The sequence below is a fragment of the Croceicoccus pelagius genome, assembly GCF_001661915.1.
GTDB classification, from domain to species: Bacteria; Pseudomonadota; Alphaproteobacteria; order Sphingomonadales; family Sphingomonadaceae; genus Croceicoccus; species Croceicoccus pelagius.
Genome location: NZ_LYWY01000032.1, coordinates 324,184 through 339,531 on the forward strand (window position 1 = coordinate 324,184; position 15,348 = coordinate 339,531).

At 63.5% G+C, this 15,348-nt stretch carries 20 protein-coding genes; 11 read left to right on the forward strand and 9 right to left on the reverse strand.

All coding sequences use genetic code 11. From position 1 onward, the window contains the following. Positions 1–109: 109 nt before the first annotated feature. Positions 110–1,114: a UDP-glucose 4-epimerase GalE gene (galE, locus tag A9D15_RS07150; protein ID WP_066763422.1), complete on the reverse strand. Its 1,005-nt coding sequence runs from the start codon at positions 1,112–1,114 to the stop codon at positions 110–112. Between the two features lie 163 nt (positions 1,115–1,277). On the opposite strand from galE, the gene A9D15_RS07155 reads away from it, so the two are divergent. Further along, positions 1,278–2,189 (forward strand): PilZ domain-containing protein, encoded by a 912-nt coding sequence (locus tag A9D15_RS07155; RefSeq protein WP_066763424.1) that lies wholly within the window; start codon positions 1,278–1,280, stop codon positions 2,187–2,189. Positions 2,190–2,193: 4 nt separating this feature from the next. On the opposite strand, the gene A9D15_RS07160 is transcribed toward A9D15_RS07155, so the two are convergent. After that, positions 2,194–3,414, reverse strand: a complete 1,221-nt coding sequence (locus A9D15_RS07160) for a DUF418 domain-containing protein (protein ID WP_066763426.1) — start codon at positions 3,412–3,414, stop codon at positions 2,194–2,196. 144 nt (positions 3,415–3,558) lie between these two features. On the opposite strand from A9D15_RS07160, the gene A9D15_RS07165 reads away from it, so the two are divergent. The 5 genes from A9D15_RS07165 to A9D15_RS07180 all read left to right on the forward strand — a co-directional run bounded on the left by A9D15_RS07165 (position 3,559) and on the right by A9D15_RS07180 (position 8,084). Then, on the forward strand, positions 3,559–4,167 hold the full coding sequence (locus A9D15_RS07165; protein ID WP_066763427.1) for a hypothetical protein: 609 nt from the start codon (positions 3,559–3,561) through the stop codon (positions 4,165–4,167). Between the two features lie 20 nt (positions 4,168–4,187). After that, positions 4,188–5,333, forward strand: coding sequence for a M14 family metallopeptidase (locus A9D15_RS07170; protein WP_066763428.1), 1,146 nt, complete (start codon positions 4,188–4,190; stop codon positions 5,331–5,333). A gap of 70 nt (positions 5,334–5,403) precedes the next feature. After that, on the forward strand, positions 5,404–5,541 hold the full coding sequence (locus A9D15_RS16500) for a hypothetical protein (protein WP_156521684.1): 138 nt from the start codon (positions 5,404–5,406) through the stop codon (positions 5,539–5,541). Positions 5,542–5,613: 72 nt separating this feature from the next. Continuing rightward, positions 5,614–6,741: a succinyl-diaminopimelate desuccinylase gene (gene dapE / locus A9D15_RS07175; protein WP_066763431.1), complete on the forward strand. Its 1,128-nt coding sequence runs from the start codon at positions 5,614–5,616 to the stop codon at positions 6,739–6,741. A 104-nt stretch (positions 6,742–6,845) separates the two neighbouring features. Further along, entirely contained in the window at positions 6,846–8,084 is a 1,239-nt protein-coding gene (locus tag A9D15_RS07180; RefSeq protein ID WP_066763433.1) for a dicarboxylate/amino acid:cation symporter, read from the forward strand. Between the two features lie 123 nt (positions 8,085–8,207). Here A9D15_RS07180 and A9D15_RS07185 read toward each other — a convergent pair whose 3' ends face one another. The 5 genes from A9D15_RS07185 to dapB are packed head-to-tail and all read right to left on the reverse strand — an operon-like array spanning position 8,208 to position 11,728. Beyond that, positions 8,208–9,002: a crotonase/enoyl-CoA hydratase family protein gene (locus tag A9D15_RS07185; RefSeq protein WP_216634380.1), complete on the reverse strand. Its 795-nt coding sequence runs from the start codon at positions 9,000–9,002 to the stop codon at positions 8,208–8,210. 31 nt (positions 9,003–9,033) lie between these two features. Beyond that, a complete protein-coding gene (locus tag A9D15_RS07190; protein ID WP_082924313.1) occupies positions 9,034–9,888 on the reverse strand; it encodes an XdhC family protein in 855 nt (284 codons plus the stop codon). Then, positions 9,889–10,542 carry an endonuclease III gene (nth, locus tag A9D15_RS07195; protein WP_066763435.1) on the reverse strand — a complete coding sequence of 218 codons (654 nt, stop codon included), beginning with the start codon at positions 10,540–10,542 and terminating at the stop codon, positions 9,889–9,891. Then, positions 10,539–11,000, reverse strand: coding sequence for a hypothetical protein (locus A9D15_RS07200; RefSeq protein ID WP_066763436.1), 462 nt, complete (start codon positions 10,998–11,000; stop codon positions 10,539–10,541). The genes nth and A9D15_RS07200 overlap by 4 nt, the downstream gene beginning before the upstream one ends. Further along, entirely contained in the window at positions 10,997–11,728 is a 732-nt protein-coding gene (dapB, locus tag A9D15_RS07205; RefSeq protein WP_066763437.1) for a 4-hydroxy-tetrahydrodipicolinate reductase, read from the reverse strand. Before dapB ends, A9D15_RS07200 begins: the two co-directional genes overlap by 4 nt. A 47-nt stretch (positions 11,729–11,775) precedes the next feature. On the opposite strand from dapB, the gene A9D15_RS07210 reads away from it, so the two are divergent. The 3 genes from A9D15_RS07210 to A9D15_RS07220 all read left to right on the forward strand — a co-directional run bounded on the left by A9D15_RS07210 (position 11,776) and on the right by A9D15_RS07220 (position 13,638). Next, positions 11,776–12,504 carry an NAD-dependent deacylase gene (locus A9D15_RS07210; RefSeq protein ID WP_066763439.1) on the forward strand — a complete coding sequence of 243 codons (729 nt, stop codon included), beginning with the start codon at positions 11,776–11,778 and terminating at the stop codon, positions 12,502–12,504. Between the two features lie 54 nt (positions 12,505–12,558). After that, positions 12,559–13,095, forward strand: coding sequence for an SRPBCC family protein (locus A9D15_RS07215; protein ID WP_156521686.1), 537 nt, complete (start codon positions 12,559–12,561; stop codon positions 13,093–13,095). Between the two features lie 144 nt (positions 13,096–13,239). Next, the gene (locus A9D15_RS07220) at positions 13,240–13,638 is read left to right on the forward strand and encodes a VOC family protein (RefSeq protein ID WP_066763442.1); all 399 of its coding nucleotides are present in this window, start codon (positions 13,240–13,242) and stop codon (positions 13,636–13,638) included. 206 nt (positions 13,639–13,844) lie between these two features. Here the strand turns inward: A9D15_RS07220 and A9D15_RS07225 are convergent, their stop codons facing one another. Together A9D15_RS07225 and A9D15_RS16745 are read right to left on the reverse strand one after the other, a co-directional pair. Continuing rightward, a complete protein-coding gene (locus tag A9D15_RS07225; protein ID WP_229660316.1) occupies positions 13,845–14,060 on the reverse strand; it encodes a hypothetical protein in 216 nt (71 codons plus the stop codon). 8 nt (positions 14,061–14,068) lie between these two features. Then, a complete protein-coding gene (locus A9D15_RS16745; RefSeq protein WP_172807481.1) occupies positions 14,069–14,245 on the reverse strand; it encodes a hypothetical protein in 177 nt (58 codons plus the stop codon). A gap of 335 nt (positions 14,246–14,580) precedes the next feature. Between A9D15_RS16745 and infA the strand changes: the two genes are divergently transcribed. Together infA and A9D15_RS07235 are read left to right on the forward strand one after the other, a co-directional pair. Continuing rightward, entirely contained in the window at positions 14,581–14,847 is a 267-nt protein-coding gene (gene infA, locus A9D15_RS16235; RefSeq protein WP_082924314.1) for a translation initiation factor IF-1, read from the forward strand. A gap of 303 nt (positions 14,848–15,150) precedes the next feature. After that, positions 15,151–15,312 carry a YqaE/Pmp3 family membrane protein gene (locus tag A9D15_RS07235; protein ID WP_342341728.1) on the forward strand — a complete coding sequence of 54 codons (162 nt, stop codon included), beginning with the start codon at positions 15,151–15,153 and terminating at the stop codon, positions 15,310–15,312. Positions 15,313–15,348 lie beyond the last annotated feature (36 nt).

Consider the following 15,348-nt stretch of genomic DNA (forward strand, 5'->3'; position numbering starts at 1 on the left):
TCTAATCCGTCGGCTAAATGGGTTTTCGGGCCGCGGCCGCCAGATGGGGCGCATCCCTGTAAAATCAAGGCTGGCCCGTTACGGGTAGGCACAACCTGAGTCAAGCGATTCACCCTTCGGCAGCGCGAATCCCGGTCAGTTTCTTTTCCCACGCCAGCGCATGGCCGATGATCTCTGCCAGATCGGCATGTTTCGGCTGCCACGGCACCGTCGCCATGATGCGGCTGTTGTCGGAAACCAGGCTGGGCACATCGCCCGCGCGGCGCGGCTCCATCCGGCGGGGAACGGGCTGACCGACGACGGCATCGACCGCGTCGAGCACTTCGAGGACCGAGAAACCGCGGCCATAGCCGACGTTCATCGTCAGGCTGCGGTCGGGCTGGTCGATCAGCGCCTCGAGCGCAAGGACGTGCGCTTCGGCGAGATCCGAGACGTGGATGTAGTCGCGCATGCCCGTCCCGTCAGGCGTCGGATAATCGTCGCCGAACACCGCGACCCCGTGCCGCTTACCCAGCGCGGCTTCTACCGCGACCTTGATGAGATGCGTCGCCCCTTGTGTCGACTGGCCCGACCGCGCCCGCGGATCGGCGCCTGCGACATTGAAGTAGCGCAGGACGCAGTGGTTCATCGGGTGCGCGGCGCTGACGTCGGCAAGGATGCGCTCGGTCATCAGCTTGCTCATGCCATAGGGGTTCACGGGGACGAGTGGGTCGTCCTCGGTCAGCGGCTTGCATTCCGGCTCGCCATAGACGGTCGCGGTGGAAGAGAAGATGAAGTGCTTCACCCCCGCATGCACCGCCGCTTCCATCAGCGTCCGGCTCTTGGCGGTGTTGTTCTCGTAATACTTGAGCGGGTTCTCGACCGATTCGGGGACGATGATCGACCCGGCGAAGTGAAGTATGGCCTGAATGCCGCGGTCGGCGAAGATGCGGGCCAGCAAGCCGGTATCGGCGATGTCGCCCTGGTATAGCGTCACGCCTTCGGGGATCGCCCATTCGAAGCCGGTCGAAAGGTTGTCGATGACCGAGACATCCCAGCCGCGGTCAACCAGCGCGAGCACCGCGTGGCTGCCGATATATCCTGCCCCGCCCGTAACCAGCACCGGTATCGTCACGCAAACACTCCAGTCGAAAGTCGATGCGCGTTCGATAGCGCCAGTCCGTCCGCCGGCAAAGGGGTAGTGCCCGACTATATCGGGTAGTCGGCATTAGGCCTGCACGAACGGTTTATTTACCAAACAAATGTTAAGCGGCCCCGCATTACGCAGGGGTCGCACGATGGAAGAACGCCGCACGGACCGGCACGACATTTCCGCGCAAGGCAAGTTCAGGGCAGGCATGGGCCTTGCCCTGTCGGTCAACGTGTCCGACCTCAACGCAAATGGCTGCAAGCTGACGGGCATCCCGCACAACATCGCGACGGGCGACAGGATTTCACTGCGCATCGGCAGCATCGGCCCGATCGAGGCGCTTGTCCGTTGGGTCGAACGTTCGCAGGCCGCAGGGCTGGAATTCGAGACACCGCTGCACGATGCGATCCTGTCCCATGTCGTCGAACAGAACCGCCTCGCAACGCAGCGGCCGTTCAACGCGGAAATCTCGCAGTACGAATCGGATCTCTCGGCGCTGAAAAACCGGCGCGTCGCCGCGCGCGAGGATGCCGTGCCGGAGCCCGCGCCCTTCGAGGCAAGGATGGTCAGCGAACTCATGCCGCCCGAACGGCGTCAGGACATCCGCCGCGCACATAGCGAAGACGTGATGCTGTTCGACGATACGAACCATCCCGCCAGAGGCGCGATCCTCGACAAGTCGACGACGGGCTATCGCATCCGGTTCGAAGAGGGCGGCCTCGAAGTCGGTTCGAAACTCGGCATCCTGTTCGGCGACAACCGGCTGGAAGAAGGCGAGGTCGTCTGGAACTACGGCTCGATGTACGGCGTACGGCTCAAGGCCGATATCGACACGCTTGTCGCGGCGGAGAGCCCGGCGAGGGAAACCGCGCTGGCCCCTGCGGGCGAGGCCAGCCCGACTGTCAGCATGATCGCCAGGGACATGCCAAACCTGCCGAGCGAACAGCTCCAGAAGTTTCTCGACTTGTTCGAAGCGGCGAAGCAGAAGGACTTTTCCGTCGTCCACATCCGGATCGAGGAAGACGCGATCGAGATGGTAGTCTCCAGCCGCCGCTCCTGATCTGTCAGGCAGCTTCGGCGGGCCGCGCCGAGAGCGCCTTGCCCCGCCCGGCATAAGTCCCCAGCCGCCACAGCTTTTCCAGCGGACCCTGGGCGTGGTGGGCAAGGTAGTGACGCGCGAACAGCAGTTGCAGAGCATAGAACGCCAGCGCCAGCGGCACGAAACCCGAGGGCGAGACTTTCGTTGCCAGCCCGCCCCAGACACCGGTGAAGACGAGGATCCCGAACACCGACTGCGAGATATAGAGCGTGAGCGCCATGCGCCCCGCAGGCGCCAGCGCCGCCGCAAGCCGCGATCCGGGGCGTGAGGTCCACAGCAGCAGCGCCGCGCCGTATCCAATCGCCAGTGGCACCGTGCCGATGATCGCAGGCACGCTGTTCGGCCCGCCGCCGACGACCGCGAACCACAGGCAGAACGGCATACCGATCGCAAACCCGCCGAGCGCCGCATTACGCAGCGCCGCTATCGGCAGCGGCCTGCCGTTAAGCAGCAGCATCCGCGCAAAGGCCATGCCCAGCAGCATACAGCCCAGCACGCGCGGGAAACGCCACCCATCGAGCAGGTTCGCCAGCCGCAACACCGGCCCTGCTCCATGCCATGCAAGGTACGATCCGAAATCGGGGCGCGCGATCCATTCGGCAGGGCCCATGAAAGGCGTGCCGGTCTGTTCGCTCAGCCACCCGAAGGCCCCTGCCCAGAGCGTGCGGCCGGTCCATTCAGAAAGCTGCGCATCGAACAGCGGCACCAGCAGCAGCGGCGAGAACACCAGAAGGGCGCCCAGCACCAGCAGTGCCTTTTCCGACAGCTTGCGGAACAGCGGCAGGATGAAGCCCATAAGCGCATAGAGCGTCAGGATATCGCCCAGCCAAACGACGATCATGTGGATGAGGCCGATGAGCAGCAGCAGCGCCATCCGGCGATAGAACACCGCCAGCCCCTGCCCCCCGCGCCGGTCGATCCGGTCCAGCTGCAAGGCAAACCCTGCCCCGAACAGCATCGAGAACAGCGAATAGAACTTCGCCTCGATCAGGCCAAGTTCGATACCGTGCCAGCTTTCGACCACCCATGCAGGGGCCAGCGCCAGTTGCTGATCGTGGTTCATCAGCACCCAGGCCGAGAAGAACCCGATATTGGCGAGGAATATGCCCAGCAGCGCAAACCCGCGCAGTGCGTCGAGCGCGACGATACGCTCATTACCCGGTGTCGAACCCCCGACTTCGCTCATTGCCAGCCCCCCTTGGCCGATGAAGCGGCGAGGCTATGCCCGTGGGGACCGGCTGGCAATAGTACGCTTCCCCCTTGCGATTTGGCCTCGGAAACCCCAAGTTTTGGCGGTAATTGAGCGCCTTGCGCGCCGGGAGACCACTAGATGCTGAACAGGAAAGCGATCCTTGCCGCCGCCTGCCTCGCGCCGATCATGGCGCTGGGTGCCTGTGCGACGCCGACCGGTCCGGTCGAAGTCACGCGCTTCCATGCCGAGGACAAGATCGCCCTGCTGGGCCGCGGTTCGATCGCGGTCGAAGCCGGGCCGGGGATGGAAGCCGATTCGCTCGAACTGGGCAGCTACCGCGCCGCAGTGGGCCGCGAACTGACGAAGCTGGGTTACAAGGAAGTGGGCGCGGGCGAAGGCTCGCAAGTCGCCGAAGTGCGCGTGCGCCGCGCCGTCATGTCGCCGATGCGCGAAGGCGGGCCGGTCAGCGTGGGCGTCGGCGGTTCCACCGGCAGCTACGGTTCGGGCGTGGGCGTCGGGGTCGGTATCGACCTGTCGGGTAAGCCCAAGGACCAGGTCATGACCGAACTGGCCGTCGTCATCCGCCAGCGCCTGACTGGCGAACCGCTGTGGGAAGGCCGCGCGCAGTTCGCGGTGAAGGCCGGCGCGCCGCTTGCCGAAACGCAGCTCGCCGCCGGGCATCTGGCCGAAGCACTCTTCGTGGACTTTCCCGGAGAGTCCGGCGAAACCATCGAAGTGAAGCAGTAAGGGACTTGCAGGTTTAACGCGTGGCCGATCCGATCCGTATCGACGCCGCTTTCGACAGCGGCAACATCGAAGTCCTTGGCATTGACCATGCCGAGGCGACCCTTGCCATCCGCAAGGACCGCGATAGCGAGTTCTACCAGTGGTTCCACTTCCGCGCATCCGGCGTGCGTGGCCGCGAACTGGTGCTGAAGATCACGGGCCTCAACACGAGTGCCTATCCCGGCGGCTGGCCCGATTACGACGCGCGCGTGTCCGAGGACCGCATCGACTGGCGGCGCGCGGCGACCTCGTTCGACGCGCAGGAGAAGGAGGGCACGCTGACGATCCGGCACCGCCCGGTAGGCGACGTCGCGTGGTTCGCCTATTTCGCGCCCTATTCTATGGAGCGTCACCACGATCTCGTCACCCGCACCGCGCAGGCCGAAGGGGCCAGCCATTCGGTTCTGGGCCACAGTCTCGACGGACAGCCGATCGATTGCCTGACCTTTGGTTCCGGCGAGAAACAGGTCTGGCTCTATGCGCGCCAGCATCCGGGCGAATCCATGGCCGAATGGTGGATGGAAGGCGCGCTGGAAACCCTGGCCGACGGCAGCGACGCATTGACGCAGCGGCTGTGCAAGGCCGCGACGATTCATGTCGTGCCCAACTGCAACCCCGACGGGTCGCAGCGCGGGCACCTTCGCACCAATGCGGCGGGCGTGAACCTCAACCGCGAATGGCACGAACCCAGCAAGGAAGGCTCGCCCGAAGTGCTGGCGATCCGCCATGCGATGGACGCGACCGGCGTGGACTTTGCCATGGACGTCCATGGGGACGAGGCAATCCCGCACGTGTTCATGGCCGGATTCGAGGGCATTCCCGGCCTGAAGGACGATCAGCTGGACAGCTATCACCGCTATATTGCGCTACTGAAAGCAGAGACGCCCGATTTCCAGACGGACAAGGGCTATCCCACGGCAGCGCCCGGCAAAGGCAACCTGTCGATGTCCACCAACCAGGTCGCCCACCGCTTCGGCGCGACGGCGATGACGCTGGAAATGCCGTTCAAGGACCACGACGACGCGCCCGACGCCGTTCGAGCGTGGAGCCCGGAGCGTTCGAAGGCGCTGGGCCGCTCGTGCCTCGCCTCGATCGCCGACTGGCTGGAAGGCAAGGACGTCCGCTAGACGGCGACCAGCTTGAAAGTCGCCAGGGCGCGTTAAGTTTTTGGTAGGAAATCGGGTCCATATTGGATCCATGGCAAAAAGAATCGCCCGCGCTGTTACCTACCCGATCCACCACCGTGGTGTGGCGGCGGCGAACACCGTGCGTTTCGTGATCGTGGCCGGCTCTGCCGTCGCCGTGATCATGGCCGGCCCGTTCCTGCCCTTCTAAGCCCTTTCCGCAATCCGACTTAGGCTGCCTTGTGCAGTTCCCTTGGCGCGCAACCTGCGCTAACCGCCACGCATGTCCGATGCATCTCCGCTTGCGCTGGCCCAGCGCCTGATCGCCTGTCCCAGTGTCACGCCCGCCATGGGCAGCGTGTTCGACGAGATGGAGTCGATGCTGACGCCGCTGGGATTCGAAGTCCTGCGAACCGTCGATGGTGCAGCGCCGGACGGCCCGGTCGAAAACCTGCTTGCCACGCGCAAGGGGCCTCAAGGCTCGCGCCACTTCGCCTTTGCCGGACACCTCGACGTCGTCCCGCCGGGCGAAGGGTGGGCCAGCGACGCCTTCGAACCCGAAATCCGCGGCGACCTGCTCTACGGCCGCGGCGCAGTGGACATGAAAGGCTCGATCGCCTGCATGGTCGCCGCGCTGGCCGACATTCCAGCAGAGGCCGGTACGATCACCTTCATAATCACCGGCGACGAGGAAGGCCCCGCGCGCCACGGCACCCTCGCCCTGATGGACCACATGGCAGTGCGCGGCATCGTGCCCGATCTGTGCCTTGTCGGTGAACCGACCAGCGTCAACCGGCTGGGCGACATGATGAAGATCGGACGGCGCGGTTCGGTAAACATCTTCCTTGGCGTCGACGGGGTGCAAGGCCATGTCGCCTATCCGCATCTTGCCGACAATCCTGCCCCGAAACTGGTCGCGATGCTGGCCGAACTCGACGCACTCGTGCTCGACGAAGGGACCGACTGGTTCCAGCCGTCGAACCTGGAAATTACCGAGATCATGATCGGCAATCCCGCGCACAACGTGATCCCCGCCAAGGCCGAGGCCCGCATCTCGATCCGCTTCAACGACCTGCACTCGGGTGCGAGCCTGTCGGAAAAGGTCGTGAAGATCGCCGAAAGCCACGGCGGCTGGGCCCGTCCGGTCATCAGCGGCGAACCGTTCCTGACCGAGCCGGGCGAGTTCTCCGACATGCTGGCCGACGCAATCCGCGCCGAAACCGGCGTGGAGCCCGAACTGTCGACCAGCGGCGGCACCTCCGACGCGCGGTTCCTCAAGAACGTGTGTCCGGTGATCGAATTCGGCCTCAACAACGCAACGATGCACAAGCGCGACGAGGCCGTGGCCGTGGCCGATCTCGACGTACTGACCCGCATCTACGCCCGCGTGGCCAAAGCCGCGCTGGCCTGATTCATCCTCGCGGCTGAGGGCATAATCCCCGGCCACCCTTGCAGGCAGGGCATCGCGCGGGCACAACCGCCGCTTCGTCACGTCTGCGCGAAGGGTCGCCCCACATGCTCCGTTTCTGGTTTTCGATTCCCCTGTGGCAGCGCGTGATCGGCGCGCTCATCCTCGGCGTTGCGCTGGGGCTGTTCTGGGGACCGGAGGCCGAGGCGATCAAGTGGATCGGCGACTTCTTCATCGCCTCGATCAAGATGCTGGTCGTGCCGCTGATCTTCTTCAGCCTGGTGTCCGGCGTGACCTCCATCGGCAATCTCAAGAAACTCGGCTCGGTCGGCGGGCGGGCGCTGCTCTTCTTCCTCGTCACCAGCCAGCTTGCGGTGTGGCTGGGCCTCGTTCTCGGCACCGTGTTCGCGCCGGGCGTAGGACTGGACCAGAGCCGGATCGAGATGGGCGACATTCCCGAGCCCAAGACCGAGGGCTGGCGCGAGATGATCCTGTCGATCGTCCCGCAAAGCCCGGTGCAGGTCATGGCCGATGCCAATGTCCTGCCGCTGATCGTGTTCGCCCTGCTGATCGGGATCGGCATCCTGATGGCCAAGGAAGAAGGCCAGCCGCTGATCCGCGTTTTCGATGCAGGCTCTATCGTCATGCAGAAGATCACGATCGTCGTGATGGAACTGACCCCGTTCGGCGTATTCGCGCTGATGGCCTGGGTCGCCGGCACGTTCGGCGTCGATGCCCTGCTCGCGCTCGCCAAGCTGGTCGCGCTCAACTACGCGGGCTGCCTGATCCTGATCGGCGTGGTTTACGTCGGCATCCTGAAGTTCATGGCCAAAGTGCCGGTGGGCGATTTCTTCCGCGGCATGATCGACGCGCTGGCCGTCGCCTATTCGACCGCCTCTTCAAGCGCGACCCTGCCCGTCACCTTGCGCTGCCTGCAACGCAACATCGGTGTCAGCCCTTCCGTTTCCAGCTTCACGGCATCGCTGGGCGCGACGATCAACATGGACGGCACCGCCATGTACCTCGGCCTTGCCACCGTGTTCGGCGCGCAGATCTTCGGGGTCCAGCTCGACATGGTCGATTACCTGATGGTCGCGATCACCGCGACGCTGGGCTCGATCGGCGCGGCGGGTATTCCGGGCACGGGCCTCATCATGATGACGCTGGTCTTCGGCACCGTTGGCGTGCCGCTGGAAACGATCGCCTTCGTCGCGGGTGTGGACCGCCTGATGGACATGATGCGCACCGTAACCAACGTGACGAGCGATTCGACCGTGGCAACGGCGGTCGCGGCATCGCTGGATGAACTCGACCGCGAAGAACTGGTCAGCCACGACGATGTTTGAGGGCTCTTGTTTTAGCCCCTCAAACGCCGGGCGCGGGCCATCCGGCCCGCTTGGCTTCGCCGCAATAAGCGGCGGCGGCCGGTCGGCCTTGCGGCTGTCGCCTCGCGCGCCGGAGTAGTGCCTTTAGTCGAAGTTCGGCGCCCGCTTCTCCAGCACGGCCCGCACACCTTCCTCGTGCTCTTTCGTGTGGTGCATCAAGCCTTGGGTCGAGGCCGCCAGTTCCAGCGCGCCCTCGTAGCTCATCGTCTGGCCCTGCCGCAGCATCGTCTTCGTCGCGCGTAGCTGCGCCGATGGCTGCGCGGCTATTTCTGCGGCCAGCGCCCGCGCCTCGTCCATCAGCGCATCGGGTTCGACCACGCGGGAGACCAGCCCCCACTCCATCGCCTGTGCGGCATCGATGACGCGGCCGGTGTAGAACAGTTCGGCCGCGCGGCTCATGCCGATAACACGGGGCAGGATCCACGTTCCGCCATCGCCGGGGACCAGCCCGATCTTCAGGAACGTCACGCCGAACTTTGCCTTGGTGGATGCAATCCGGACGTCGGCAAGGCAGGCAAGGTCGCACCCCAGTCCGATGGCCGGTCCGTTCACCGCTGCCACCACCGGCACGTCCAGCCCGTAAAGCGCGCGCAGGGCGAGGTGGATATTGCTGCGATAGCCGTCACGGATGTCCGCCGGGTCGCCTGCGAAATTGCCCTCGCGCGCCAGCATGGCTTTCAGATCGCCGCCCGCCGAAAAGGCCCGTCCTTCGCCCGTCAGGATAACCGCCCGCACACCCTTGTCGCGAGTAATCTCCGTGCAGGCAGCGGCAATCGCTGCCCCGTCGCCATGCTCGCCCAGCGCGTTCATCGTGTCGGGGCGAGTCAGGGTCAGCGTGGCGACCGCGCCGTCCATTTCGAGCGTCACGATATCGGACACGGGTGCATTCTCCTGTGGCGCGAAGGGCCGGTCATTCGGGGCGCAGATGTTCGTACTCGGCAACGACGTCGGCCAGGATCGACAGTGCCAGCGTGCGCGCGTCGCGGGTATGCGGGATCAGGCCGACGGGGCTGCGCACGCGGGCTATCGCCGCTTCGTCGCGGCCAAGGTCTTCCAGCTGCGCCCGCCGCACGTCACGCGTGTTCCGCCCGCCGATCGCGCCCACATAGAACGCCGGCGTGTCGAGCGCCCAGTCGAGGATCGGGCCTTCCCATTCGTGATCGTGGAACAGCAGGACCACCGCGGTCCAAGCGTCGGCCTGCGCCTCGGGCCGCTGGCCCAGCGACAGGCCCTTGCCCGGCACCAGCTTTACCGCCGACACCCCGAAAGCCTCGGCCATGCGCTGCAACTCGCCCGCCTCAAGGCTCTCACCGAAGAGCGTTAGGTTCAATGGCGGAATATAGCGCCGCTCGGCCAGAAAGCCGCCGTCCACCGGCAGCGGAAGCGAGGCCGGTTCGCGCGCATCCAGCCTGTTCACCACATCGCGCAAGGCCCGCCGGTCGGGCGCAGGATCGATCAGGATGTCGAGGCCCGACCCGCAAGGCAGGCGGAAATCGATGACGGGCGAGCCTTCGCCGTAACGGATGGTGCGGCGCCTGCCTTCTGCCCGCGCCTGCAAAGCCTGTGTCGCCAGTTCGCGTTCGAGGCACCCGTCGGCAAGGCTGCCGACGCAGCGCCCGTCCTGAAGGATCGCGATCTGCGCGCCCAGCCTGCGCGAAAAGCTGCCGTCGAGCCCCACGACAGTGCACAGCGCCGCATCGCCGCGCGCCGCCGTGCGAAGCGCGGCCTGATCACCGTCCATGATGTGGGAACGCTCGCTATCCATTCACGCCTTCCGACCCGGCTTTTCCAGCACCTTCTTGCGATAGCTGCAATAGTCGACCACGCGGCAGCGCCAGCACTCCGGCGTGCGCGCCTTGCACACGTAGCGGCCATGCAGGATCAACCAGTGATGCGCGCCCATGCGGAACGGTGCGGGCACGCGCTTTTCCAGCTTGGCCTCGACCTGTTCGGGCGTCTTGCCCTTGGCAAGGCCGGTGCGGTTGCCAACGCGGAAGATATGCGTGTCGACCGCGAAGGTTTCCTGCCCGAACCAGCAGTTGAGCACGACATTCGCCGTCTTGCGCCCGACACCGGGCAGGCGGACCAGATCCTCTCGCGTACCCGGCACTTCGCCGCCATATTCGTCGACCAGCAACTGGCTGAGCGCGATGACGTTCTTGGCCTTGGAATTGAACAGACCGATCGTCTTGATGTGCTCTTTCAGACCGTCCTCGCCAAGGTCGAGCATCTCCTGCGGAGTTTTGACCTCGGCAAACAGCTTGCGCGTCGCCTTGTTGACGCCAACGTCCGTTGCCTGCGCAGACAGCGCCACCGCGACGACAAGCTGGTAGGCGTTGCCGTATTCCAGCTCGGTCTCGGGCTCGGGATTGTCCTCTGCCAGCAGGCGGAAGAATTCGAAGATCTCGTTCTTGGTCATGTAGCCTTGCGCTTGATACCAGCCGCCACGATCGCAATGAAAGGCAGGGCTGACAGCGCCCAGATCACGATCCACGCCATCATCGTGTCGGCATGGACATTGCGCAGCCAGCCCGGCGCGAACAGCGGCTGCCACAAGGCCAAGGCGACCAGCGCCATCAAGACCAGCACCACACCGCCGCCCACCGCTGGCATCTTGCGCGTCGCCACCAGCCAGTAGCAGAGCGGCAGCAAGGGAAGCGCAATGATGCTCACCCACATCGGCGAGGAGTAGGTGTTCGGCCCACCCGGCCCGATCATCGCGAACCCGATCAAAAACAGCAGCGAGGCAAAGGACAGTCCGGCCAGAACCGACAGCACCTGCACCGGCCCCTCGCCTTGCCGGTCGTAACGCCACCACATCAGGTCCAGCCCCAGCGGCAGGATCAGGACGATGGTAAGGATGGCGATAGTGGTCACAGACCCAGAACCTGCGGCATCGTGTATCGGCCCGCGTCCTTGTCCAGCAGCCAGCTTGCGCCCTTTACCGCGCCGCGTGCGAAAATCATGCGGTTTTCGGCCAGATGCGTCAGTGCGATGCGTTCTTCCGAACCGGCGAAATAGACGGTGTGCTCACCCGCCACGGTACCGCCGCGCAGCGCTGCAAAGCCGATCGCGCCGTCCGCGCGCTTGCCGGTAATGCCGTCGCGCCCGCTTTCGGTGTTGGCGGCAAGGTCAATACCGCGCCCCTTCGCGGCCGCTTCGCCCAGCAGCTTCGCCGTGCCCGAAGGCGCGTCGACTTTCATGCGGTGGTGCATCTCGACAATCTCGATGTCCCAGTCGTCGCCCAGCCGCGACGCAGCCTCGTTCACCAAGTGTGCCAGCATCGTCACGCCGAGCGAGGTATTGCCGGTTTGAAGCACGGGGATCGCCTTGGCCGCCTCGTCGATCGCGGCGTGGTGCTCGTCCTCCAGCCCCGTCGTGCCGATCAGCACCGGGATGCCCGCCGCCTTGCACGCATCCAGCGTCGCCTGAAGGGCAGCAGGCGCCGAGAAATCGACCAGCGCGTCGCTCCTGCCCGCAAGCTCCGTCACGTCGCCTTCGTCGCGGTCGACGCCGCCCGAATGCTCGTGCCCGGCGGCCTCGATCGCCTGGGCCAAGGCGGCTCCCATGCGTCCCTGCGATCCGACGATACCGATGCGTGCCATGCGCTGTGTCTTCCCCTGGCCTTTACCCTGAAATGCGGGCGTGCTTCATGGGCGGAATGAACGGCAAGAGCAATGGCATCCGCAACATCGTCGTGCTGACCGGCGCGGGCGTTTCGGCCGAAAGCGGCATCGACACCTTCCGCGCCAGCGACGGGCTGTGGGAACAGCACCGCGTAGAGGACGTCGCCACGCCCGAGGCGTTCGAGCGTGATCCGGACCTCGTCCAGCGGTTCTACGACATGCGGCGCGAGGCGGTGCAGACTAAAGACCCCAACCCCGCGCACTTCGCGCTGGCCAAGCTGCAGCGCGAACTGGACGGCAACCTGCTGATCGTCACGCAGAACATCGACGACCTGCACGAACGCGCGGGCGCAGAGGACGTGCTGCACATGCATGGCGAGATCCTGAATGCGTGGTGCACGTCCTGCGATACGCGCAGCCGCTGGTCCGGCACGCTGATCGACCGGCCTGCTTGCCCCGAATGCGGGGACACGGCGCTGCGCCCCGATATCGTGTGGTTCGGCGAAATGCCCTATCGCATGGACGAGATCTTCGCCGCCATCCGCGAGGCGGACCTGTTCGTTTCGATCGGCACATCGGGCGCGGTCTATCCCGCCGCCGGTTTCGTGCGCGATGCAAAATCGCTGGGCGTCGCGACGCTCGAACTCAACCTCGAACGCAGCCAGGGCAGCCACTGGTTCGACGAAAGCCGCCTTGGCCCTGCAGGCACCATCGTGCCCGAATGGGTTGAGGAAATATTAGGCAATCGAGGCTAGCCATTCCCCAGATACGGCGCGATTGGCGCCGGACTGTTTTCGGGGGGAATGCAGATGCTGGGATGGTTCAAGCCCAAAATGGCGCCCGAGGGGCCCGTCACGCTCGAATACGAAATCGAAATCGACGTTCCGGCCAGCGAGCTTTACCCGCTGATCGACTTTGCCGACCCGCGCAATTCAAAGCGCCAGTCGGGCGAGACCGTGCGCGAAGTGCCGGGACGCGACGGCGCTTTCGAACTGGTGCTGGCGACATATCCCGACCTGACCGACCTGACGTTCGACATACAGGTGACCGAGTCGGTGCCGAATGAGGTCTATGCCTTCGACGGCAAGCTGCCCGAGGGGCCGGGCGCGCTGATCGCGACTCATGAGCGGTACGAGATCGAAGCCGTGTCCGAACACGCCTGCCTGCTGCGCCTGATCGTCGATGCAAAGTTCCGCTTTCCGATGAAGCTGAAGGTCTACAAGCAGGAAGTGGCGAAGATGATGATGGCCGTCCACAACGCCTGCGCCAAGCTGAAGCTGCACGCTGAACAGGGCACCGACGCGGTCCACGCGGTGCATGACCACGTGCTTGTAAACGTCGACTAGGCCACGCCTCGCCCCGAAAGCGGAATTTCAGGTAACGACCCGATTGCGGACATTCCGAGGGCCGGGGGTGACTGCGGGTTACGTGCCTGTTAGGTGAGACCGCTAATGGCGATCGGAAGTTGATCAGCCTTCAGGAGAGTATGCGTGCTTTTTCACACCATGGTCGGATCGAACGACATTGAACGATCCAAGCGCTTCTACGACACGGTGCTCGGCATCTTGGGTGCAGGGGAAGGTACGCGGAACATCGCCGACAGCGGCCATACACGTCTGATCTACAATAACGGCAACGGAACCAACTTCATTGTCAGCCAGCCGATCAACGACGAACCGGCAAGCGTCGCCAACGGCAGTACCGTCGCCTTTTCCTGCGACTCGCCCGAGCAGGTGAAGCAGCTTCACGATACCGCCGTTGCCGCTGGCGGAACCTCGATCGAAGCTCCACCCGGACCGCGCGAAACTGCATCTATGGGCACCATCGAACTGGCCTATTTTCGTGATCCCGACGGCAACAAACTGTGCGGAATTCATTTTCCTGCCTGATCCGTCCTGCACGGGTCTGCTTCTAAACCTAGCGGACCTCGATCATGCGATCCCGTGAATGTCGACTTTCCACCCCATTTCAGTCATTCCAGCACGATTGCAATTCGCCCGAAAGCCGACGGGCAGCTTTGGGCCATTTTGCGGCCAATAGAGGGCTGTCAGGTAACGACCCCAATGCAGTTACCGGATAGCCCCCTTCTCTCGCGCTATCTCCATTTCCCGTCGGGAACGTAGAGCGGGGTTCGCTGCGGTTTGCCCGTGACGATGTGCCGGTCGAAGACTTTCCGGGCTTCATAGGCATCTTCGCTCGTCGTACAGACCAGGCGAACGCCGCCTTTAGGCAGATCTTCTATCGTGCTGATGGCGATCTTTGCCTTCTCGCATTTCGCGATGACGTCCTTTTCATCGAGGCGCAGAAACATAGCTCGGCTCATCTTTCGTTGGCCGCACGAATAATCTGATACATCGCAGCGCCGGTCGTGTTCCGCATCTGGGCAATACGCTTGGCATAGTGATCGGCCATGTCGAAGCTGCCCCCGCATTTGGGAACACGTCCAACATTAATCAGCGCCACCTGGTGGTGGTAAAGGAGTTGATTGAGGTCCATTTCGGCTCTCCGGTGGTAAGCGGGAGCGCGATGGTCTCTCAGGCGATGGCGGCTTACGAAAGTCGAGCCAGCGATGGCAATTTATAGGCTTTAACTTATAAAATGTCCATCTTTCATGTTCGACATCTTCCAAATATCGCGCTGAAATTTTTATCTTTCTAAAATAAAATTGCTTTTTCTAATTAAATATCTATATCGCAATTTGTGAGTCACGTTTTTGCGACAAGATTGATCGCTTTTTTGACAAACGGCTCAATTCTCCTGAACACCAATCGGATCCTTCACATGGAGCCCTTTTCGTCGCGGGAAATATTTTCGTAACGAAAGGATAATTCATGGCGAAAGAAGAACTGCTGACGCTTGAGGGACAGATTGATGAAGTCCTTCGAGATGGTCGCTTCGTGGTTCTGCTCGATAACGAGCACCGGGTAATCGCGTACACCGCAGGCCGGATGCGTCGTTACCGGATACGAACCGTCGCTGGCGATCGGGTCCATGTCGAAATGACGCCTTACGATTTGTCCAAGGGACGGATCGTCTTTCGCGAAAGCGGCGAAGGTCAGCGGGCCGGAGGCCCACAGCGCAATCGCTCCAGGCGATAAAGAATGACGCGGCAATCAACCGCGCACCAAGAAAGACAACAAGAAATGCAAACTACAAGCGCGACTTCGCGCCCTACGCTGTCCCTCAATTTCGGGTCAGCCAAGAAACCCACATCCAGGCGTTCACCTGTATTGTCCCGCGATGAACTTCAGCGGTTCGTTGCGGAAATGATTGATTAGAACTGAGGACCTCACCACCCGAAAAAACTGGCAATCAGCGTTCGACCGTTCGGCGCCTCAGTGATGTGGTCTAGGAACAAGCCCGTCATTGCCGGATTGTCTTCACCAAAAGGAGATATGCCGATGATGGCCATAATTACCCTGATTGCCACGATACTTCTGCCGCCGCTGGGCGTTGCGCTCAAGCATGGGTTTGGCAAGACTTTCCTGATCAACCTGATCCTGACGATCATCCTTTTCCTGCCGGGTCTGATCCACGGCATCTACGTCAACTACCTGCGATAAGGCGTCACGGGGCACACCGGCGACGCGGCGCGGAAT

What these genes read in the sequence shown, in the direction of transcription:
- dapE (WP_066763431.1), top strand. Translation starts at nt 5,614, where the DNA reads ATGTCCGATGCATCTCCGCTTGCGCTGGCCCAGCGCCTGATCGCCTGT.
- A9D15_RS07180 (WP_066763433.1), top strand. Translation starts at nt 6,846, where the DNA reads ATGCTCCGTTTCTGGTTTTCGATTCCCCTGTGGCAGCGCGTGATCGGC.
- A9D15_RS07155 (WP_066763424.1), top strand. Translation starts at nt 1,278, where the DNA reads ATGGAAGAACGCCGCACGGACCGGCACGACATTTCCGCGCAAGGCAAG.
- A9D15_RS07225 (WP_229660316.1), bottom strand. Translation starts at nt 14,060, where the DNA reads ATGTTTCTGCGCCTCGATGAAAAGGACGTCATCGCGAAATGCGAGAAG.
- A9D15_RS07210 (WP_066763439.1), top strand. Translation starts at nt 11,776, where the DNA reads ATGGGCGGAATGAACGGCAAGAGCAATGGCATCCGCAACATCGTCGTG.
- nth (WP_066763435.1), bottom strand. Translation starts at nt 10,542, where the DNA reads ATGACCAAGAACGAGATCTTCGAATTCTTCCGCCTGCTGGCAGAGGAC.
- A9D15_RS07215 (WP_156521686.1), top strand. Translation starts at nt 12,559, where the DNA reads ATGCTGGGATGGTTCAAGCCCAAAATGGCGCCCGAGGGGCCCGTCACG.
- A9D15_RS16745 (WP_172807481.1), bottom strand. Translation starts at nt 14,245, where the DNA reads ATGGACCTCAATCAACTCCTTTACCACCACCAGGTGGCGCTGATTAAT.
- A9D15_RS07235 (WP_342341728.1), top strand. Translation starts at nt 15,151, where the DNA reads ATGATGGCCATAATTACCCTGATTGCCACGATACTTCTGCCGCCGCTG.
- A9D15_RS07165 (WP_066763427.1), top strand. Translation starts at nt 3,559, where the DNA reads ATGCTGAACAGGAAAGCGATCCTTGCCGCCGCCTGCCTCGCGCCGATC.
- A9D15_RS07160 (WP_066763426.1), bottom strand. Translation starts at nt 3,414, where the DNA reads ATGAGCGAAGTCGGGGGTTCGACACCGGGTAATGAGCGTATCGTCGCG.
- dapB (WP_066763437.1), bottom strand. Translation starts at nt 11,728, where the DNA reads ATGGCACGCATCGGTATCGTCGGATCGCAGGGACGCATGGGAGCCGCC.
- A9D15_RS16500 (WP_156521684.1), top strand. Translation starts at nt 5,404, where the DNA reads ATGGCAAAAAGAATCGCCCGCGCTGTTACCTACCCGATCCACCACCGT.
- infA (WP_082924314.1), top strand. Translation starts at nt 14,581, where the DNA reads ATGGCGAAAGAAGAACTGCTGACGCTTGAGGGACAGATTGATGAAGTC.
- A9D15_RS07190 (WP_082924313.1), bottom strand. Translation starts at nt 9,888, where the DNA reads ATGGATAGCGAGCGTTCCCACATCATGGACGGTGATCAGGCCGCGCTT.